Origin of the sequence: Cryobacterium breve (assembly GCF_027594785.1) — a bacterium.
Taxonomy (GTDB): Bacteria; Actinomycetota; Actinomycetes; order Actinomycetales; family Microbacteriaceae; genus Cryobacterium; species Cryobacterium breve_A.
In genome coordinates this window covers 3,417,074-3,436,682 of record NZ_CP075584.1, presented here as the reverse complement: position 1 = coordinate 3,436,682, position 19,609 = coordinate 3,417,074, and the positions used below count along the sequence as shown (strand labels likewise).

Sequence of the window (19,609 nt, the reverse complement as noted above, 5' to 3'; positions counted from 1 at the left end):
TCCTACCGCACTCTCCCTGCCGGGAGGCTGGGAGCCCCGACGCGGCCCCCGGCCGGGGGCCGCGCGGGCATCCGCCCGAACGGCGAAACGGGGCGGGGACCGCAGTCCCCGCCCCGCACCTCGGCCGTGAGGCCGGAACTGTCGGCCTAGCGCCCGAACTCGAAGTTGCCGCCCGGGATCGCGGCGAGCAGTTCCTGTGTGTAGGTCTGACGGGGGTTGTCGAAGACCTCGTCGGTCGTCGCGGCCTCGACGATCCTGCCCTGCTGCATGACGCACACGTTGTCCGCGACGAGGCGGACCACGGCGAGGTCGTGGGTGATGAACAGGTAGGTCAGGTCGAGTTCCGTCTGCAGCTCGGTCAGGAGGTTGAGCACCTGGCCCTGCACGAGCACGTCGAGGGCGGAGACCGCCTCGTCGAGCACGAGCACGTCGGGCTTGAGCGCGAGCGCCCTGGCGATCGCGATGCGCTGTCGCTGGCCGCCCGAGAGTTCGCTCGGGTAGCGGTGACGGGAGGCCCAGGGCAGGGAGACCTGGTCGAGGAGCTCGCGCACCCGTTCCTGTCGCTCCTTCGCCGTGCCGACCTTGTGCGCGAGCAACGGCTCGGCGATCGTGTTTCCCACGTTGTACTGGGGGTCGAGCGAACCGTACGGGTCCTGGAAGACCGGCTGCACCCTTCTGCGGAACTTGAGCAAGTCCGCGCCCTTGAGCCCGGCGACGTCCTGGCCGTCGAACTCGATCTGCCCGCTCGTGATGGACTCGAGCTGAAGGATGAGCTTGGCGACCGTGGACTTGCCGGAGCCGGACTCGCCGACGAGCGCGGTCGTCGTGCCCTTTTTGATGCCGAAGGACACGTCGTTGACCGCGAGCAGCTCGTTGTACTTGAATCCCTTGGTGCGGATGCGGTACATCTTCGAGATGCCCTGGACCGAGATCAGGTCCTTGGCCGGTGCGGCCTGCTCCCGCTCGATCGCGCGGGTGACAAGCACCTGGTCGTTCGCGCCCGCGGCGGAAATATCCGTTTCGACCTCGACGGAATGTTTGGCCGACTGGATGCGCCGCGATGCGAGGCTCGGCGCGGCGGCGACGAGGCGCTGCGTGTACGGATGCTGCGGGTTGGCGAGGATCTCCTGGGAGGGACCGGATTCGACGACCTTGCCCTTGTACATCACGACGAGCTGCTCCGCGCGCTCGGCGGCGAGGCCGAGGTCGTGGGTGATGAACAGCACGGACGTGCCGTAGTCACGCGTCAGGGTGGCGAGGTGGTCGAGAATCTGGCGCTGGACGGTCACGTCGAGCGCTGACGTCGGCTCGTCGGCGATCAGCAGCTTGGGGCGGGCCGAGAGGCCGATGCCGATCAGCACACGCTGCCGCATGCCACCGGAGAACTGGTGCGGGAACTGCTTGAGCCGGTCCTCGGCGTCGCTGAGCCCGGCCTCCTTGAGGACCTCGATCGTGCGGAGCTTCGCGGCCTTGCCCTGGGCGACGCCGTTGGCACGGATCGCTTCCTCGACCTGGAAGCCGATGTTCCAGACGGGGTTGAGGTTCGACATCGGGTCCTGGGGGACGTAGCCGATCAGGCGCCCGCGGACATCCTGCATCTCCTTGGCCTTGAGGGTCGTGAGATCGCGGCCCTCGAACAGGATCTGGCCGGCGGTCACCTTGCCGGTGTTGGCGAGCAGGTTGATGATCGCCTGCGCCGTCGTGGTCTTGCCCGAACCGGACTCGCCCACGATCGCGAGGGTCTGACCCGGGTACAGGGTGAGGTTGACGCCGCGAACGGCGGGAACGACTCCGTGCTGGGTCTTGAAGCCGACCTCGAGGTCGCGGATCTCGAGGAGCGGGGAATTCTCGTCACGTGCGGCGGTGGTCACTGGTTCGATCACGGTCTGGCTCATCGGCGTGCCCTCGATTCGGGGTCGAGTGCGTCGCGCACGGCGTCGCCGAGCATCAGGAAGGCGAGCACGGTCATGGACAGGGCGATGGCCGGGTAGATCAGCACCTGCGGGTTGGTCCGGATCGAGGTCTGGGCCGAGTTGATGTCATTGCCCCAGGACATGATCTGCGGGGGCAGGCCGATGCCGAGGAAGGACAGCGTCGCCTCGGCGACGATGAACGTGCCGAGCGAGACGGTGGCGATCACGATCACGGGGGCGATCGCGTTGGGCACGACGTGACGGACGAGGATCCGGAACTTCGAGACGCCGAGGGCGATGGACGCCGTGACGTAGTCGGAATTCCGCGCCGAGAGCACGGAGCCGCGCATGATCCGCGCAATCTGGGGCCAGGCGAAGATCGACAGCACGAGGGCGATCGTGACCGGGGTGCGGTCCGGGAGGACCGACATGAGCACGATGGCGCCGAGGACGGTCGGGACGGCGAAGAAGATGTCGCCGATCCGGGAGACGATCGCGTCGAAGACGCCGCCGTAGTAGCCGGCGAGGGCTCCCACGACCACGCCGAAGAGCGTGACGATGACGGTTGCGAGCAGGCCGACGGTGACGGAGGCCTGGGTGCCGTGGATCATCCGCGAGTACACGTCACAGCCCTGCCGGGTGAAGCCGAGCAGGTGTCCCTCTTCAGGACCCTTGTTGCTGTTGGCGAGCAGGCAGTTCTGGTCCGGCGGCACCTGTGTGAAGATCCCGGGGAAAAGCGCCACGATCACGATCAGCAGGATGAGGACGGACGAGATCCAAAAGCTGGGTTTGCCGCGCAGCGACTCCCAGGCATCCGCCCATGTGCTGCGGGCCTTCTCGGTCTCGTCGAGGCGGTCGACCGCCGCGACGGGGGTGTCGTCGAGAGCCGCGACGAAGTGCGGCTGCGTGTTCCGGTTACTTGGCATAACGAATCCTCGGGTCCAGGGCTGCGTACAGCAGGTCGACGAGCAGGTTCGCCAGCACGAAGATCACGACCATGACGGCGATGAACGAGACCACGGTCGGTCCCTCGCCGAGCTTGATCGCCTTGTAGACGGTGCCGCCGACACCGTTGATGTTGAAGATGCCCTCTGTCACGATCGCGCCCACCATGAGGGAGCCGAGGTCGACTCCGAGGAAGGTGACGACGGGGACGAGCGAGTTCCTGAGCACGTGCACGGTGACGACCCGCCGGCGCGACAGGCCCTTCGCCGTGGCGGTGCGCACGAAGTCGGCGCCGAGGTTCTCTGAGACGCTCGCCCGGGTGAGGCGGACGATGTACGCGAACGAGACGGATGCGAGCACGATGGCGGGCAACACGAGCTCGGAGAGCGGCGCTTCGCTGCTGACCGTCGTGCGGGCCCAGCCGAGCTTGACCGCGAACACGTACTGCAGGATGAAGCCGATCACGAACGTCGGCACGCTGATCAGCAGCAGGCTGACGACGAGGGCGCTCGCGTCGAAGAGCTTGCCCTTGCGCAGCCCGGCGACGAGGCCGACGAGGATGCCGGCGACGGACTCGAAGAACAGCGCGAGAAGCGCGAGCCGGGCGGTGATCGGGAAGGCGGCGGCCATCACGTCGGAAACAGCACGACCGGAGTACGTGGTGCCGAGGTCTCCGTGGAAGAACCCGCCGATGTAGATGAGGTACTGCACGATGAACGGCTGGTCCAGGTGGTACTGGATGCGGAGCCTGTTCGATCACGCCGGGTGCCGGTTGCCGGTCACCGAAGAGTGCAGCGATGGGGTCTCCGGGGAGGGAGAACACCATGAAGTAGATGAGGAAGGTGGCGCCGAAGAATACCGGGATCATCTGGAGCAGGCGTTTGCCGGTGTACCAGAGCATCAGGTTCCCGCGCTGGAACGAACGGACATAAGGATCACAATCACTGGTCGAGTCTAGCGAGCGATGCCCGGGACTGAGTGCCCCGGGCATCGCTCCGCATGAAACTGGGTCTTATTTTGTGGAGTTAGCCCTTGGTGATTTCGTTGTACAGCGGCACGGAATCCCAGCCGAAGACGACGTTCTCAACCTTGTCGGACCAGACGGCGGTCACGTTGGAGTACCAGAGCGGGATGGTCGGAAGGTCCTTGAGCAGGACTTCCTGGGCCGCCACGTACTTCGCGGTCGCGTCGTCGACGGACTTCGCTGCCGAACCCTCCTTGAGGAGGGTGTCGAACTCGGTGCTGCTGTACTGCTCGTAGTTCGAGCCGGCACCGGTCTGGTACAGCGGCGCGAGGAAGTTGTACATCGAGGGGTAGTCGCCCTGCCATCCGGCGCGGGTGGCACCGGTCAGCTTGTGCGCCTTGCGGTCGGCGAGAGCGGCCTTGAAGGTCGCGTACGGCTTGCCGACTGCGTCGATGCCGAGGGTGTTCTTGATGCTGTTGGCCACGGCGTCGACCCAGGCGGCGTGTCCGCCGTCTGCGTTGTACGCGATGTCGAAGGTGCCGGTGTACGGGGAGATCTTGTCAGCGGCGGCCCAGTCCTTGACGGCTTCTTCCTTGTTGAACTTCAACACGTCGGAACCGTCGAGGGAGTCGGAGTAACCCGCGATGACCGGCGAGGTGAAGTCGGTCGCGGGGGTGCGGGTGCCCTGGAAGATGACGTCCGTGATTTCCTTGCGGTCGATGGCCATCGAGATGGCCGCGCGACGCAGCTTGCCCTCATCGCCACTCCAATGCTCGAGGTAGTACGGCATGTTGAACGCCTGGAAGATCGCGGCCGGCTGGTTCACGAATCGCTCCGGGAAGTCAGTCTGGTAGGTCGCGAACGCGGAGTCGGGGACGGCGTCGAGGACGTCGAGGTTTCCACCCTGCACGTCGGCGTATGCGGCATCCGTCGAGGAGTAGAAGACGATGCTCAGGCCGCCGTTGGCGGGGGTGCGCAGGCCCTTGTACTCCGGGTTCGTGATGAGGTCGATCTTGACGTTGTGCTCCCACGCGCCGGTCTTGGCGAGCATGTACGGGCCGTCGCCGATCGGGTTCTCACCGAATGCCGCCATGTCGGTGTATGCGACGGACGGCAGCGGCATGAAGGCCGTGTAGCCGAGGCGCAGCGGCCAGTCGGCCTCAGGAGATGCGAGCGTGACGGTGAAGGTCGTGTCGTCGACGACCTTGAGCCCGGTGAGCTCGGTGTCGGCGTCGTAGGAGAAGCCTTCGATGTCGTCGAAGAAGTAGGAGGCGCTCTGCGTGTTGCTGAACTTGGCCCCGTAGTTCCAGGCGTCGACGAACGACTTGGACGTGACGGCCTCGCCGTTGGTGAACTTCCACCCGGTGTTGAGCGTGATGGTCCAGTGCTGTGCGTCGTCGGCGGAGATCGACTTGGCGACCTCGTTCTTGCCCTCGCCCTTGGCGTCGTAGGACACCAGTCCGGCGTAGATCGAGGTCATAATCTTGCCGCCACCGGTTTCGGTGGTGTTCGTCGTGATCAACGGGTTCTGCGGTTCGCTGCCGTTGGTCGAGATGATGGCTTTCGCGTCACCCGTCTTGGCGGGTGTCGTCGAACCGCTTGCACAACCGGAGAGCATGAGCGCTCCCGCGGTGGCCAGAGCGATGGCAGAAATGCCCAGTCTCCTGATTTTCAATTTTCCTCCAGTGCGCAGGGAAACGCCGCGCGATTCGGGACCGCGAAGACGCCTCAGATACTTTCGACCCTAAGTATTCACTGAGCCAAAAGCACAATCGCGGATGGAATCGTTACCTCGACGAAACATCTTGCGCAAATTCGTTGCGCAAACGGACTTTCTTTCGCCGAAACTCGCGCGATTGCGCGGGGAACGCGCGCAGCCGCGCCACGCTTTTATCGATGCGAGGATAGATCCATGGTTACTGCTACCCGTGCGCGCGCGTCACTTCTCATCTTCGATGGTGACTGTGCATTCTGCACGACCGCCGTCGGGTGGATGCGCCGCCTGCTGCCCGTGATGCCGGACGCTTCGCCGTACCAGTGGACCGATCTCCCGGCGTACGGGCTCACCGAAGCGGATGCCCGCTCCCGCGTCTGGCTCGTCGACTCCGCGGGACGCCGTCACGGTGGGGCCGCAGCGGTGTCCACCATGCTCCGCCACCAGCCGGCTCCCGGGCTGCGTTTTCTCGGCTGGCTCGGCAGCGTGCCGCCGTGGTCGTGGGCCGCGGAAGCCGGCTATCGCGTCGTGGCCCGCAACCGGCACCGTCTGCCCGGCGGGACCCCCGCCTGCCGGATGAAGGCGGCCGAGTGACCGCCAGGAGCCTGAACCGGGCGCGACTGGCCTGGGAAGTCGTCATCGTCCTCGGGTTGTCGCTCGGGGCATCCGCGGTCTATTCGATCGTGTCGATCATCGCGCGCCTGACCGACACGACCCCGCTCGGCAACCAGTCGACGACCATCAACGGCTCGCAGTCGACCCGGGAATGGCTCGACTTCACCTACCAGTTCCTCGGCATCTTCTTCGAGCTCTTCGCCGTCGCCCTCGTGCTCTACCTGCTCTGGCGGCCCGGGTCGAGCAGTTTCCGGCGGCTCGGCTTCGACCTGACCCGGCCGGGGCGCGACGTCACGGCGGGAATCCTGCTCGTGCTCGCGATCGGCATCCCCGGCCTCGGCCTGTACCTCGCCGGGCGGGCGCTCGGCATCACGGTCGCGGTCGTCGCCTCCCCCATCGACACGTTCTGGTGGACGATCCCGATCCTGCTGTTCTCCGCGGTGCGCGCCGCGCTCAGCGAGGAACTCATCGTCGTCGGCTACCTGTTCATCCGGCTCCGGGAACTCGGCTGGTCGACCTGGACGATCATCACGGCATCCGCACTTCTCCGCGGCAGCTACCACCTGTACCAGGGCATCGGACCGTTCGTCGGCAACGCCGCCATGGGCGTCGTCTTCGGGTGGTGCTACACCCGCTGGGGCCGCACGGCGCCGCTCGTCGTGGCGCACACGATCCTCGACGTGGTCTCCTTCGTCGGCTACCCCCTCGCGCTGTCCTGGTGGCCCGCCCTCCTGGCTCCCGCCACCTGACCCACACGCTCCCCCGCGGCCCGTCCCCGTCCCGCCCCGTCCGTAGTACCGCCGATTTCCTTCCGCGAGAGTACAGTTTTGGCCCCTAAACCGACGATTTAAAGGGCCAAAACTGTACTCTCGCGGCCGGGCTACGGACGCGTCAGGGCGCAGCGGATGCTGCTAGTCGGCGAAGGCCTCGGGGGGCGGGCAGGCGCAGACCAGGTTCCGGTCTCCGAAGGCGTTGTCGATCCTGCGGACCGGCGGCCAGTATTTTCCGCGGATGAGGCTGCGCAGCGGGTAGACGGCGGTCGCGCGGTCGTAGGCGTGCTCCCACTCCCCCTCGATCACCGACTGCGCCGTGTGCGGCGCGTTGTGCAGCGGGTTGTCGTCGACCGGCCAGGTACCGGCGGCGACGGCATCCGCTTCGGCCTTGATCGCGATCATGGCCTCGATGGAAGCGGTCGATCTCGCCGAGGTCCTCGCTCTCGGTCGGTTCGACCATGAGCGTGCCCGAGACCGGGAAGCTCATCGTCGGCGCGTGGAAACCGTAGTCGACGAGGCGCTTGGCGACGTCGTCGACGGTCACGCCCGTCGCCGCGGTCAGCGGGCGGAGGTCGAGGATGCACTCGTGGGCGACGAGCCCGTTCTCCCCGGAGTAGAGCAGCGGGTATGCCCCCTCGAGCCCCTTGGCGACGTAGTTGGCCGCGAGCACGGCGGCGCCGGTGGCCTGCTTGAGGCCGGCCGCGCCCATCATGCGCACGTAGGCCCACGAGATCGGCAGGATGCCCGGGCTCCCGTACGGTGCGGCCGAGACCGGGCCGCCGCCGTGCACAACCGTGTCGGCGGTGCCGTCGGCGCCCCGCAGGTAGTGCTCCTCGTCCTGGGCGAGCGGATGCCCCGGCAGGAACGGCGCGAGGTGCGCCTTCGCCGCGACGGGGCCGACGCCGGGTCCACCACCGCCGTGCGGGATGCAGAAGGTCTTGTGCAGGTTGAGGTGCGACACGTCGCCGCCGAAGTCGCCGTACCGGGCGAAGCCGAGCAGGGCGTTGAGGTTGGCGCCATCGACGTAGACCTGCCCGCCGGCCGCGTGCACGGCCTGGCAGATGGTGCCGACCTCGTGCTCGTAGACGCCGTGGGTGGAGGGGTAGGTGATCATGAGCGCCGCGAGGCTGTCGGCGTGCTCGGCGATCTTCGCCCGCAGGTCGTCGAGGTCGACGTTGCCGAGCTCGTCGCACGCGACGACGACGACCTTCATCCCGGCGAGGACCGCGGATGCCGCGTTCGTGCCGTGCGCGCTCGACGGGATCAGGCAGATGGTGCGTTCCGCGTTGCCGTTGGCCAGATGGTAGCCGCGGATGGCGAGCAGCCCGGACAGTTCGCCCTGGCTCCCCGCGTTCGGCTGGAGCGACACGGAGTCGTACCCCGTGACATCCGTCAGCCAGGTCTCGAGCCTGCCGGATGAGTTCGAGGTACCCGTCGACGTCGTCGCGCGGGGCGAAGGGGTGGATCCCGCTGAACTCCGGCCAGCTGACGGCTTCCATCTCGGTCGCCGCATTGAGCTTCATCGTGCAGGAGCCGAGCGGGATCATGCCGCGGTCGAGCGCGTAGTCGTAGTCGGCGAGGCGCTTGAGGTAGCGCATCATGCTCGTCTCGGAGCGGTGCGTGTTGAACACCGGGTGCTCGAGGTACGTGGTCGTGCGGGCGAGATCCTCCGGGAGCCCGGTGACGGATGCCTCGAGGTCGACGTGACCGAAGGCATCCGTGCCGCCGAACGCGCCGAGCACGGCGGAGAGATCGCTCCGGGTGGTGGTCTCGTCGACGCTGATGCCGATCGTGTCGCAGTCGACCTGGTAGAGGTTGACCCCGGCGCCCGAGGCGCGGGCGACGATCTCGGCGGCCCGGGACGGCATCGAGACCCGCACGGTGTCGAAGAAGGTGGCGTTCAGCACAGTCACGTCGGCGGCGCGGAGCGCAGCGACGAGCCGACCGGCGTTCTCGTGCACCCCGCGTGCGATCTGGCGGAGCCCGTCCGGGCCGTGGTAGACGGCGTACATGCCCGCCATCACGGCGAGGAGCACCTGGGCGGTGCAGATGTTCGAGGTTGCCTTGTCCCGGCGGATGTGCTGCTCGCGCACCTGGAGCGACAGGCGGTAGGCCGGGTGGCCGGCCGCATCCACGCTCACGCCGACGAGGCGGCCGGGCATCTGGCGTTCGAGGCCCTTGCGGACGGCGAGGTAGCCGGCGTGCGGACCGCCGAAGCCCATCGGCACGCCGAAGCGCTGGCTCGTGCCCACGGCGACGTCGGCGCCGAGTTCACCGGGCGACGCGATCAGGGTGAGCGCGAGCAGGTCGGCGGCGACGACGGCGAGGGCGCCCTGGGCGTGTGCGGCCTCGATCACGGCGGCGGGATTCCAGACCCGGCCGGTCGCGCCGGGGTACTGCACGAACACGCCGAAGTACTCGCCGAGCCCGGCGGGGGCATCCGCGTCATCGTCGGCGGGGGCGGATGTCCCCGCGTCGGCTGGGAGCGTGCCGAGCGTCCCGAAGTCGGTCTCCGCAAGCTCGATCCCGAGCGCGGCGGCCCGGTTCGCGAGCAGGGCCTTCGTCTGCGGGAGCGCGTCGGCGTCGACGAGGAACCGGTTCGACGGCGACTTCGACCCGCGGCGAGCGAGGAGCATTCCCTCGACGACCGCGGTCGACTCGTCGAGCATCGAAGCGTTCGCGGTGTGCAGCCCGGTCAGGTCGGCGATCATCGTCTGGAAGTTGATCAGCGCCTCGAGCCGGCCCTGGGAGATCTCGGGCTGGTACGGGGTGTACGCCGTGTACCAGCTCGGGTTCTCGAGCACGTTGCGCTTGATCACGGCGGGCGTGATCGTGTCGTAGTAGCCCTGCCCGATCATCGAGCGCTGCACGGTGTTGCGTCCGGCGAGGGCACGCAGTTCGGCGAGCGCCTCGCGCTCGCTCGCTGCGGGCGGAAGCAGGGTGTCCGACGCCGACCGGAACCCGTCGACGTGGATGGAGGCGGGGACGGCGGCGGCCACGAGGGCGTCGACCGAGTCGTAGCCGAGGCGGGAGAGCATCGTGGCCTGCGCCGCGGCATCCGTGCCGATGTGCCGTTCGGTGAATGGCCGTTCGGCGGCCTGGGACGAGGCCTGGGTGGTCAGGGTGGGACTGAGGTGCTTGGTCATCTGGCGCTGCCTGCTTCCGGTCGCGTTATTCGCCGGTGAGGGCTGAGTATTCGGAGTGGCTGAGGAGGGGCGGCAGCTCGAGGAACGTGACCTTGATCAGCCAGCCCTCCCCGAACGGGTCGCTGTTGACGAGCTCGGGGCTGTCGACGACGCCGTCGTTGGTGGCGGTGACCGTGCCGGTGACCGGTGCGAAGAGCTCGCCGACGGACTTGGTGGATTCGATCTCGCCGACGATCGAGCCGGCGATGACGCCCGTGCCGACGGCGGGCAGTTCGACGAAGACGACGTCACCGAGCTTCTCGGCGGCGTATGCCGTGATGCCGACGGTGGCGGTGTCGCCCTCGATGAGCACCCACTCGTGTTCTGCGGTGTACTGGAGGGTGGTCTGGTCGGTCATGGGATGTCCTTTCGGCGGAACAACGGGCAGTGCGTCTGGCGTGGGGTGCCGGCGGGATTCGCCGGCGGGACTGAGCGGAGCGGATGCCCGCGGGGTCAGGGCGTGCGGGGTCAGGGCGTGCGGGGTCAGGGCGTGCGGGGTCAGGGCTTGCGGGAGTAGAACGGGAGCGCGGTCACGGTCGCGGGGATGCGCGTGCCGCGCACGTCGACGAAGACCTCGGTGCCGAGCCGGGCGATCGACGGCGAGACGTACGCCATCATGACCGGATGCCCCAGGGTCGGGGAGAGGGCGCCGCTCGTGATCATGCCCTCCGGGGTGTGCGCGTCGGCGGTGCGGTAGACGTCGTAGGACGCGCGGCCGGCGCGCTTGCCCGCCGACACGAGTCCGACGAGGACGGCGGACCCCGCCTGGGGACCCTCTTCGCTCGCGGCACGGCCGATGAAGTCAGTCTCCTTGGCGAGGTTGACGACCCGGCCGAGTCCGGCCTGGGCGGGGTAGGTCGCCTCGCTCAGTTCGTGGCCGTAGAGGGGCATCCCGGCCTCGAGTCGCAGGGTGTCGCGGCTCGCAAGCCCGGCGGGCACGAGGCCGTGGTCGGCGCCGGCCGTTGTCAGGGCATTCCAGAGTGCGAGGGCCTGATTGATGGGCACGTACAGTTCGAAGCCGTCCTCCCCGGTGTACCCGGTGCGGGCGATCAGCACAGGCACGTCGGTGAAGGCGCCCGTCATGGCCCGGTAGTAGCGGAGGGCGCCGAGGTCGTCGGTCGCCGTGAGCCCGATGGTGGCCTGCAGGATGGTGAGGGAGTTCGGGCCCTGCACGGCGATGAGCGCGGTGTCGTCGCTCTCGTCCGTCACGGTCACGTCGAAGCGGGCCGCCCGCTTGGTGAGGGCCTCGAGCGCCGGGAAGTGGTTGCCGGCGTTGGCGATCACGAGGAATTCGCTCTCGCCGGTGCGGTAGACGACGACGTCGTCGACGATGCCGCCGGCCGCGTTCAGGATCAGGCTGTACTTCGCCTGGAAGAGGGCGATCGCGGAGAGCTTGCCGGCGAGGGCGTAGTCGAGGTAGGCCGCGGCATCCGCCCCGCTCACTCGGATCTCGGCCATGTGGGAGAGGTCGAACAGGCCAGCGGCGGTGCGTACCGCGTGGTGCTCGGCGAGATCGCTCGAGTAGCGCACCGGCATCTGCCAGCCGGCGAAGTCGGTGAAGCTGGCTCCGGCGTCGACGTGCGCCTGGTGGAGCGGGGAATACCGTTCGGTCAGTTCCGGGGTCATGAGTTCTCCAGGCAGGTCGGCCGCGGCCGAGCGAGATTCTCGGGGTCGAAAGACCCCGTGGGAACTCCCCTCTGTCGTCAGGCCTGAGAGCTTCGCCGCGTCCTGGTCGGGACGTGACTTTCACCATGGGCGAGCCGCACTGTGCTGCGACTACTTTTCAGAGTGGCCAGTCCGATGCGGTACGAGTACCTGAGAGATTGTCGGGGAGGATTGCTCCTTCGGTGTCCGGCCGCCGGGGCGCCGGACTCTCCCGCATCGGCCATATCGGCCCGGTATTCAGTTGGACGGCGCGCCCGTTCCGGCTCGACCGCTTCGCGAGCAGCTTAGCAGCCGGGGTTCCGCGCTGCCGTGTGCGAAGACGGTCGTCCGGGAGGCGTCTGTGGGCCCCGGTGTGGCCACCCGTCCGGTTCACCGGGTCGCGCTACAGTGGCGTGCCCGCACAAGCGGCAACGAACGAAGGCCCCCATGAACTACTCCGTCGATGCCCCCCGGAACCGCAGCCGGGAGGCCTGGACCCCGAGCCGCCGCAGCACCACCTGGTGGCAGCTGCACAAGACCCACGGGCTTCCGGCGTTCGACGCCCGCGTGACCCCGGTCGATCCCGAGTCATTCCAGGCTTGGAACGAAGTCATCGTGGCGACGATCGTCGAGCCGAACGCGCAGGCGATCGCCCTCAACGCCCAGTTGCACCCGGATGCCGCCGATCGCCGCGTCGAGGTCCGCTGGACCGAGAAGGTGCTCGGCGTCCCGATCCGGCGCCGCAGCCTGATCACTCTCGGCTGAGCGGGCCGACCGGTTCGGGCCCGCCTGATCGGGTGGGCCTGAACGGGCGGGCCTGAACGGGCGGGCCTGAACGGCGGGCCTCATCGGTTCGGCCTGGTCAGTCGGGCCTGATCACGCTCGGAACGAGTCCGCGGCGGCCTCGGTGACCTCGATGACCCGCAGGAGCAGCGCCTCCATCGACTCCGACCGGAGCAACTCGACCTGGTCGAGCGGCCCGACCGGTGCGATCGCCGCGAGCTGCCAGGCTGCGACGGCCGGGTCGCCGGAGAGTTCGACGTCGGGATCCCACGGCTGCTCGGTGAATTCGCTCGCGAGCGCGAGCGTCCGGCGCACAACCCGTTCGGCGCGTTCCCGCAGCGGGAACAGTTCGTCGTCCCATTCGAGTTCGGCGAGCTCGCGGACGTTCGCCTGCGGATGCGGGTCGTCGTCGAGCCATTCGAGCACCTCGATGCGCTGCTCGCCGTGCGCGACCACGCCGACGAACCCTTCCGGCGCCTCGAGCCTGCGTGATCCTGGCCACCGTCCCGATCCCGAACCGGTGCTCGCCGCCGCCGACCTCCTGGCCGCGCTCGATCAGCACGACGCCGAAGACCGCGGCATCGGCGTCGAGCACCCGCGCCATCATGATCAGGTAACGCTGCTCGAAGACGCGCAGGTGCAGCGGCATGTGCGGAAACAGTACGGCGCCCAGCGGAAACATCGGCAGAGTGGTCACGTGCCCAGCCAATCACGCTCGCGCCGCCTCACCAACCCCCGCCCCGCACATCCGCTCCCCTCACCCACCCGCGAGAGTACGAAAAGTGCCCTTAAGGAGGGGGTTTGAGGGCCACAAGTGTGCTCTCGCGGTCGTGCGCCGACGGTCGTCGCGCGGGCGACGTGGGGGCGACGACGGGCGGGGTGGATGCGCGGAGCAGGCGCTCAGGATTCGGTGACGGTGCCTGCGACGACCTTCCAGTGCCGGTCGGTGTGGACCGTGGCCAGCATCCGCCGGTCGTGGGTGACCAGGAGGAGGGTGCCCTCGTAACTCTCGAGGGCCTGCTCGAGCCTGCTCGATCGCGGCGAGGTCGAGGTGGTTCGTCGGCTCGTCGAGGACAAGGAGATTGATGCCGCGGGCCTGGAGCAGGGCGAGGGCCGCGCGGGTGCGCTCCCCCGGCGACAGCTCGCCGACCGGCCGGGTGACGTGGTCGGCCTTGAGCCCGAACTTGGCAAGCAGGGTGCGCACCTCGGCGGTCGACAAGTCGGGCACGAGCTCTTCGAAGCCCTCGGCGAGCGGCCGCGAGCCGAGCAGGAGTGATCTGGCCTGGTCGATCTCGCCGATCCGTACGCTCGCTCCGAGGCTCGCCGTGCCACTGTCGGGCGCCGACCGGCCGAGGAGGGCGCCGAGCAGGGTCGTCTTGCCCGCCCCGTTCGGCCCGGTGATTCCGATCCGCTCCCCCGCGTTCACCTGGAGCGACACCGGCCCGAGGGTGAACCCGCCCCTGCGGAACACGGCCTCGTTGAGGGTCGCGACGACCGCGCCCGACCGCGGCGCCTCGCCGATCGTGAAGTCGAGCTGCCACTCCTTGCGCGGTTCCTCGACCTCGTCGAGGCGCTTGATCCGGCTCTCCATCTGTCGCACCTTCTGCGCCTGCTTCTCGCTCGATTCAGCGGATGCCTTCCGCCGGATCTTGTCGTTGTCCGGCGACTTCTTCATCGCGTTGCGCACGCCCTGGCTCGACCACTCCCGCTGCACCCGGGCGCGGCCCACGAGGTCGGCCTTCTTCTCGGCGAACTCCTCGTAGTGTTCGCGCTTGTGCCTCCGGTCGGTTTCGCGCTCCTCGAGGTAGGAGTCGTAGCCGCCGCCGAAGACCCGGTTGGCGCCCTGGGCGAGGTCGAGTTCGAGCACCCGGGTGACGCAGCGGGCCAGGAATTCCCGGTCGTGGCTGACGAGCACGACCCCGCCCCTGAGCCCTTGCACGAACGCCTCGAGGCGTTCGAGGCCGTCGAGGTCGAGGTCGTTGGTCGGCTCGTCGAGGAGCACGACGTCGAAGCGGCTGAGCAGCAGGGCGGCGAGGCCCACCCGGGCGGCCTGGCCACCGGAGAGGGAGGTCATCGCCGCGTCGGCCGCGAGGCTGAGGCCGAGGTCGGCGAGTTGGGCGGGCATCCGCTCGTCAAGGTCGGCGGCGCCGCTTGCGAGCCAGCGGTCGAGCGCTGCTGAGTAGACGTCGCCGGGGTCGCGGTCGTCTGGGCCACCGCCGGCGGCGCCATCGCCGCCGGTGCCATCATCGACGGGCGCCTCACCCGCGAGCAGGGCGGCGGCGGCATCGAGCTCTCGGCTCGCTTCGGCGCACCCGGTTCGGCGGCCGATGTAGTCCGCGATCGATTCGCCGGGCGTGCGGTCCGGTTCCTGCGGCAGCCAGCCGACGAAGGCATCCGCCGGGGAGAGCCCGACGCTGCCGGCCTGAGGGGCGAGTCGGCCGGCGAGCAGCCGCAGCAGCGTCGACTTGCCGGAACCGTTGACCCCGACCACCCCGACGACGTCGCCGGGCGCGACGGTGAGGTCGAGAGAGTCGAAAAGGGTACGGTGCGCGTACCCGCCGGCGAGGCCCTTGGCCACGAGCGTTGCGGTCATTACTCCATGGTCTCATTGCGCCTGTTCTCCCGGCACCGCGTAGCCTGTTACTGCCCCGTGACCGGCACGACGGCAGTTCGAAGGGCTTTCTTGTGGACACCACCCTGCTCCGGCGTTTCGTCACGACCGCCGAGGCCACCAACTGGGGTGCCGCGGCGAAGACCCTCAACATGACCCGCGCCACCCTGCTGATCTCCATCCGCAAACTCGAGGAGGAGGTCGGCGGCGAGCTGTTCGTCACCGTCGACGACGTGCCCACCCTGACGAGCGCCGGTCTCGAGCCTGCTCGAGGTCGCGCGTCCCGTGGTGCGGAAGCCCGCAGCACCGGCTGCGCCCCAGAAGCAGAACCAGGCGAAGGCCGGCGGGAAGGCGAAAGCCTCCAAGGGCCAGGGCCGGGCGCCCGCGGTCAAGGGGGCGCCGAAGCCCAAGGGCCGCCGCCAGTCCCGCTGAGCGGCGTGACCGGCCCGCCCGATAGGGTGGTCTCGTCCACCCCGAGGAAGGGCACGATCATCAGAGAACCACGGCGAATCGATTCAGAGTCCGTCCAGCGGATGGCTTCCGCATGAACTGGGTGATCGCCGGGCTGCCCCTGCACCCCCTGCTCGTGCACGCGAGCGTGGTCCTGATCCCGCTGGCCGCCCTCTGCACGATCCTGACCCTGGTCTGGCCGGCCGCCCGGCGGCGGCTCGGAATCGTCACGCCGCTGCTCGCGTTCGCCGCGCTCGGCGCGACCCTGCTGACCGTGCAGGCCGGAGAGGCCCTGGCGCAGATCATCACCCCGACCGCGCTGAGCGGGGCGCACGTCGCCATCGGCGAGACCGTGCGGCCGTGGATCTTCGGGCTGTTCCTCGTGGCTGCGGCCCAGTGGCTCTGGTTCCGCTATTTCGGGACCGGGCAGAAGTACGGCGCACGAATTCCCTCCGCGGGGACCCGTACGGCCCTGACGGTCGTACTCGCTGTCGCGGTCGCTTTGACGAGCGTCGGATCCGTAGTCTCGGTCGTCGTCGTGGGTGATTCCGGCGCCAGGGCCGTGTGGTCGCCGGTCGTCGACGGCACGAAGTAGGGACTGACGACGGGCCTGGTTCCCAACCTTCTGCGGGGCCTTGACCGCGACTCGCGACGGGTGTACTACGGACGCCGTGAGGGCTCGGACGGGTTCCGGGCATGCCGTCCAAAGGAGGAATCATGGCGTCCTTCACCCTTGACTCTCTGCGTGAACGCGTCCGCGGATCCGTGATCGGACCGGACGATCCGGGGTACGACGACGCGAGAGCCGTCTACAACGGAATGATCGACAAACGTCCGGCCGTCGTGGTCAGGCCCTCGCAGGTCGCCGACGTGATGACGAGCGTCGCCTTCGCCAGGGAACACGAACTGCCCGTCGCCGTTCGCGGCGGAGGGCACAGCGCCCCCGGCTTCGGCACCGTCGACGGTGGCCTCGTCGTTGATTTCACGGCCCAGACCGGTGTTCGGGTCGATCCGGCCACGGAGACAGCACGTTCCGGGCCCGGGGCGACCTGGGCGGACTTCAACCACGCCACCCACGCCTTCGGCCTGGCCACGACCGGCGGCATCATCGGCTCGACGGGCGTGTCCGGGCTCACCCTCGGCGGCGGCATCGGGTACCTCTCCCGGCAATACGGGCTGTCCTGCGACAACCTGCTCTCGGCGGATGTCGTGACCGCGGACGGACGGTTCCTCGTGGCGAGTGAGACCGAGAACGCGGACCTGTTCTGGGCCCTGCGCGGCGGCGGCGGCAACTTCGGAGTCGTCACCTCTCTCGAATTCCGGCTGCACCCGGTCGACACGATCTACGGGGGCCTGGTGATCTACCCCGCTGCGGAGGCCGAGACCGTCGGCCGCTTCTACCGGGACTTCATCGCGAACGCCCCGGAGGAGTTCGGCGTGTTCCTCGGCTTCCACCAGGGACCGCCGGTGCCGTTCCTGCCCGAGCAGTGGCACGGCAAGCCCGTCTGCGTCATCGTCGGCGCCTGGACCGGCCCCCTCGACGAGGGCGAGAAGCGCTGGCAGCCGATCCTCGACGCCGCGCCCGTCGCCGGTTCCTTTGTCGGGCCGCTCCCGTACCCCGTGCTGAACGGCCTGTTCGACCCGATGCTGCCCAAGGGCATGCAGGCGTACTGGAAGGCGGACTTCCTCGCCTCCCTGACCGACGACGCGCTGGGCGTCGCCGTCGACTTCGGCAGCCGGGTGCCGAGCATGGAGTCCGCGAACCACTACTACCCGATCGACGGGGCGGTGCAGCGGGTCGCGCCGGGGGCGACGGCGTTCGCCTACCGGAACGTTGCCTTCGCGCCGGTCATCGCCGGGATGTGGCACGATCCCGCGGACAATGCGGCGAACATCCGCTGGGTGCGCGAGTACTGGGAGGCGCTGCACCCCTTCGCAGAGCCCGGCGGCTACATCAATTTCATGGACGCCGACGACCAGGGCAGGATCGCGCAGAACTACGGCCCGAACTACGAGCGGCTCGCGGAGGTGAAGGCCGTCTACGACCCGGAAAACGTCTTCCGCGTCAACCAGAACATCAGTCCGCGCGTCGATGCCCCGTCTGCCGGCACGGCACCGGGAGGCACCCCGGCACCAGCGGCGCAGCAGGGCGGCGCCACGAGCGACGAGGACTGACGAGTGGTCGCCTGACCTTGACCACGCTGACCCGGGTCAGGCCTTCTTGACCACGCTCGACTTCAGCTGCATCGCACCGACGCCGTCGATCTTGCAGTCGATGTCGTGGTCGCCGACGCCGTCGACCAGGCGGATGCCGCGCACCTTCGTGCCGACCTTCACCACGGTCGAGCTGCCCTTGACCTTGAGGTCCTTGATCACCGTGACGGTGTCGCCGTCCGCGAGAACGGTCCCGAAGGCATCCGTGATCACACGCTCGGCGGATGCCTCACCCGGTTCGACGGTCCCGGTCGCGTCAGAGGCGGCCCACTCATGCCCGCACAGCGGGCAGACGAGCAGTGCGCCCATCTCGTAGGCGAGGTCGCTGGAACATTCGGGGCACGGGGGCAGGGTATCGGTCACTTCCCCACCGTAGTCGAGCGGGGTCGCGACCCGGTCGGCTAGCGCCAGCTGCCGATGATCAGGCCCATGATCGTGAGGTTGAGCACGTCGCTCGCGACCTCGATCAGCCAGACCCGGAACCCGACCCCGGCGAAGAGCCGGTGCGACAGCGATGAGGCCGCGGCAAGCCCGAGGCCGAGCAGGAAGCCGGTCAGAGCGCCCTGGAGCGGGCCGAAACCGGGAGTGGCCGGCGCGACGAACGAGATCACGACGGCGACGCTCACGGCCTCGACGAACGCGGCGATGGCCGTCGCGCCGAAGACGACGGCCATGTTGCTGCCGGCGCCCGGCACTGCCGCCTGGTCGTTGCCCATCAGCTTCCACCAGACCGGAAAGAACGTCTTCGGGCCGAACCAGATACCGCCCGCGATGAAGGCTGCGACAGTGGCGGCCAGGATGGCGAGCCAGTTGAGGTGGGTCAGGTCCACGATCGTTCCAATCGGTCGTCCGGTACGAAGAACTCGACTGTATCGACAAGCGGACGTCCGCAGCCAGCCGCCGCTCGCGGGACGCCGGCATGGAGAATCACCGATGTCCAAGTGCCCCTTCCCCCGGCGATTCTCGACGGGCACATCTTCGACAGTGACACAGGAAGGAAACCGTGCGAAGCTTCTGGTCAGGGGCGATTTTCGTCGTCACCGTGATGGGGGATGCACGATGAAACGTCCGGTCCTGTTCCTTGCTGCAGCGTTCACTGCCGCGCTCCTGTTGAGCGGATGCGCCGGGCCGGCTACCGGGGGCGCCGCGGCCGGTTCGTCCCCGATGGCGACACCGACGTCCTCCCCTGCGATGGTCTCGCCTACGCCGACTCCCACCGCCACGGCGAGCGCCGCCGGCCTGTCGATCGGCGCGCTCACCGTCAGCACCGTCGATGCGACCGGCGCGACGATCGCGACGTCCCCGTATTCGGGCGGCGCCCAGGCCATGGTGGCCTTCCTCTCCGCTGCGATCGGCGTCGCGCCGACCGTCGCCCGCACCGATCCCGAGACCGGCTGCTCGGGAGCGGCAACCACGTACACCTGGGCTGCCGGGTTCCTCGTCAACGTTCCGGACGCCGAGAACCCGCCGCTCTACACCTGGACCGTCCAGGCCCGCTCCGCACAGGTGGGCGACACCGGGGTGACCGTGCAGTCCAGCACGGGCCTCGTCGTCGGCACGGATGTCACCGCGAGCGCCGCGGCCCTCCCCGCCGACCAGAAGATCGACGAGTACAACGACGGCACCGGTCCCCTCGTCTTCGAGGTCGCCGGCCGGAACGGGGAAGGCAAGCCGTACGGCGGCGCCGCCCTGGTCGGGCAGGGTGGAGTCCTGTCCGCGATCGCGGCCCCCGCTGGCCTCGGCCAGTTCTACTGCTGACCCGGGTCGGGCCAGGCACCGGCATCCGCCCGCCGGAACG

14 protein-coding genes, 4 pseudogenes and 2 riboswitches are annotated in these 19,609 nt (G+C 68.7%); of the genes and pseudogenes, 7 read left to right on the top strand and 11 right to left on the bottom strand.

The window, feature by feature from the left end; all coding sequences use genetic code 11:
- Positions 1–146 precede the first annotated feature (146 nt).
- The 4 genes and pseudogenes from KIV56_RS16765 to KIV56_RS16750 form a co-directional block, all read right to left on the bottom strand.
- Entirely contained in the window at positions 147–1,895 is a 1,749-nt protein-coding gene (locus KIV56_RS16765; protein WP_281534318.1) for a dipeptide ABC transporter ATP-binding protein, read from the bottom strand.
- Positions 1,892–2,839: an ABC transporter permease gene (locus KIV56_RS16760; protein ID WP_134559103.1), complete on the bottom strand. Its 948-nt coding sequence runs from the start codon at positions 2,837–2,839 to the stop codon at positions 1,892–1,894. Before KIV56_RS16760 ends, KIV56_RS16765 begins: the two co-directional genes overlap by 4 nt.
- Positions 2,829–3,759, bottom strand: a pseudogene (locus KIV56_RS16755) (ABC transporter permease). Before KIV56_RS16755 ends, KIV56_RS16760 begins: the two are co-directional and overlap by 11 nt.
- Positions 3,760–3,883: 124 nt before the next feature.
- On the bottom strand, positions 3,884–5,497 hold the full coding sequence (locus tag KIV56_RS16750) for a peptide ABC transporter substrate-binding protein (protein ID WP_281534317.1): 1,614 nt from the start codon (positions 5,495–5,497) through the stop codon (positions 3,884–3,886).
- A 237-nt stretch (positions 5,498–5,734) separates the two neighbouring features.
- Here KIV56_RS16750 and KIV56_RS16745 point away from each other — a divergent pair, with 237 nt between their 5' ends.
- Positions 5,735–6,130: a thiol-disulfide oxidoreductase DCC family protein gene (locus tag KIV56_RS16745; RefSeq protein ID WP_281534316.1), complete on the top strand. Its 396-nt coding sequence runs from the start codon at positions 5,735–5,737 to the stop codon at positions 6,128–6,130.
- Entirely contained in the window at positions 6,127–6,900 is a 774-nt protein-coding gene (locus KIV56_RS16740) for a CPBP family intramembrane glutamic endopeptidase (protein ID WP_281534315.1), read from the top strand. The genes KIV56_RS16745 and KIV56_RS16740 overlap by 4 nt, the downstream gene beginning before the upstream one ends.
- A 162-nt stretch (positions 6,901–7,062) precedes the next feature.
- Here KIV56_RS16740 and gcvP read toward each other — a convergent pair.
- The 3 genes and pseudogenes from gcvP to gcvT form a co-directional block, all read right to left on the bottom strand.
- A pseudogene (gene gcvP, locus KIV56_RS16735) lies at positions 7,063–9,962 on the bottom strand (aminomethyl-transferring glycine dehydrogenase).
- A 133-nt stretch (positions 9,963–10,095) separates the two neighbouring features.
- The gene (gene gcvH / locus KIV56_RS16730) at positions 10,096–10,467 is read right to left on the bottom strand and encodes a glycine cleavage system protein GcvH (RefSeq protein WP_281534314.1); all 372 of its coding nucleotides are present in this window, start codon (positions 10,465–10,467) and stop codon (positions 10,096–10,098) included.
- Positions 10,468–10,607: 140 nt separating this feature from the next.
- Positions 10,608–11,735 carry a glycine cleavage system aminomethyltransferase GcvT gene (gene gcvT / locus KIV56_RS16725; protein WP_281534313.1) on the bottom strand — a complete coding sequence of 376 codons (1,128 nt, stop codon included), beginning with the start codon at positions 11,733–11,735 and terminating at the stop codon, positions 10,608–10,610.
- Between the two features lie 64 nt (positions 11,736–11,799).
- Positions 11,800–11,901, bottom strand: a riboswitch (glycine riboswitch).
- Between the two features lies 1 nt (position 11,902).
- Positions 11,903–11,998, bottom strand: a riboswitch (glycine riboswitch).
- 202 nt (positions 11,999–12,200) lie between these two features.
- Here gcvT and KIV56_RS16720 point away from each other — a divergent pair.
- Positions 12,201–12,518: a hypothetical protein gene (locus KIV56_RS16720; protein ID WP_281534312.1), complete on the top strand. Its 318-nt coding sequence runs from the start codon at positions 12,201–12,203 to the stop codon at positions 12,516–12,518.
- A gap of 111 nt (positions 12,519–12,629) precedes the next feature.
- On the opposite strand, the pseudogene KIV56_RS16715 reads toward KIV56_RS16720, so the two are convergent.
- A pseudogene (locus KIV56_RS16715) lies at positions 12,630–13,185 on the bottom strand (LON peptidase substrate-binding domain-containing protein).
- Positions 13,186–13,436: 251 nt separating this feature from the next.
- Positions 13,437–15,129 (bottom strand): annotated as a pseudogene (locus tag KIV56_RS16705) (ABC-F family ATP-binding cassette domain-containing protein).
- Between the two features lie 92 nt (positions 15,130–15,221).
- On the opposite strand from KIV56_RS16705, the gene KIV56_RS16700 reads away from it, so the two are divergent.
- The 3 genes from KIV56_RS16700 (at position 15,222) to KIV56_RS16690 (ending at position 17,772) form a co-directional block, all read left to right on the top strand.
- On the top strand, positions 15,222–15,695 hold the full coding sequence (locus tag KIV56_RS16700; RefSeq protein ID WP_281534311.1) for a helix-turn-helix domain-containing protein: 474 nt from the start codon (positions 15,222–15,224) through the stop codon (positions 15,693–15,695).
- A complete protein-coding gene (locus KIV56_RS16695) occupies positions 15,692–16,192 on the top strand; it encodes a DUF2231 domain-containing protein (RefSeq protein WP_281534310.1) in 501 nt (166 codons plus the stop codon). Before KIV56_RS16700 ends, KIV56_RS16695 begins: the two co-directional genes overlap by 4 nt.
- A 122-nt stretch (positions 16,193–16,314) precedes the next feature.
- Complete coding sequence (locus KIV56_RS16690; RefSeq protein WP_281534309.1) at positions 16,315–17,772, top strand: FAD-binding oxidoreductase; 1,458 nt, start codon at positions 16,315–16,317, stop codon at positions 17,770–17,772.
- A 36-nt stretch (positions 17,773–17,808) separates the two neighbouring features.
- Here the strand turns inward: KIV56_RS16690 and KIV56_RS16685 are convergent, their stop codons facing one another.
- On the bottom strand, positions 17,809–18,174 hold the full coding sequence (locus KIV56_RS16685) for a zinc ribbon domain-containing protein YjdM (RefSeq protein WP_281534308.1): 366 nt from the start codon (positions 18,172–18,174) through the stop codon (positions 17,809–17,811).
- Between the two features lie 38 nt (positions 18,175–18,212).
- Positions 18,213–18,641 (bottom strand): DUF1761 domain-containing protein, encoded by a 429-nt coding sequence (locus tag KIV56_RS16680; protein WP_281534307.1) that lies wholly within the window; start codon positions 18,639–18,641, stop codon positions 18,213–18,215.
- Positions 18,642–18,870: 229 nt separating this feature from the next.
- On the opposite strand from KIV56_RS16680, the gene KIV56_RS16675 reads away from it, so the two are divergent.
- Positions 18,871–19,569, top strand: a complete 699-nt coding sequence (locus KIV56_RS16675; RefSeq protein WP_281534306.1) for a hypothetical protein — start codon at positions 18,871–18,873, stop codon at positions 19,567–19,569.
- The last annotated feature ends 40 nt before the right edge of the window (positions 19,570–19,609 follow it).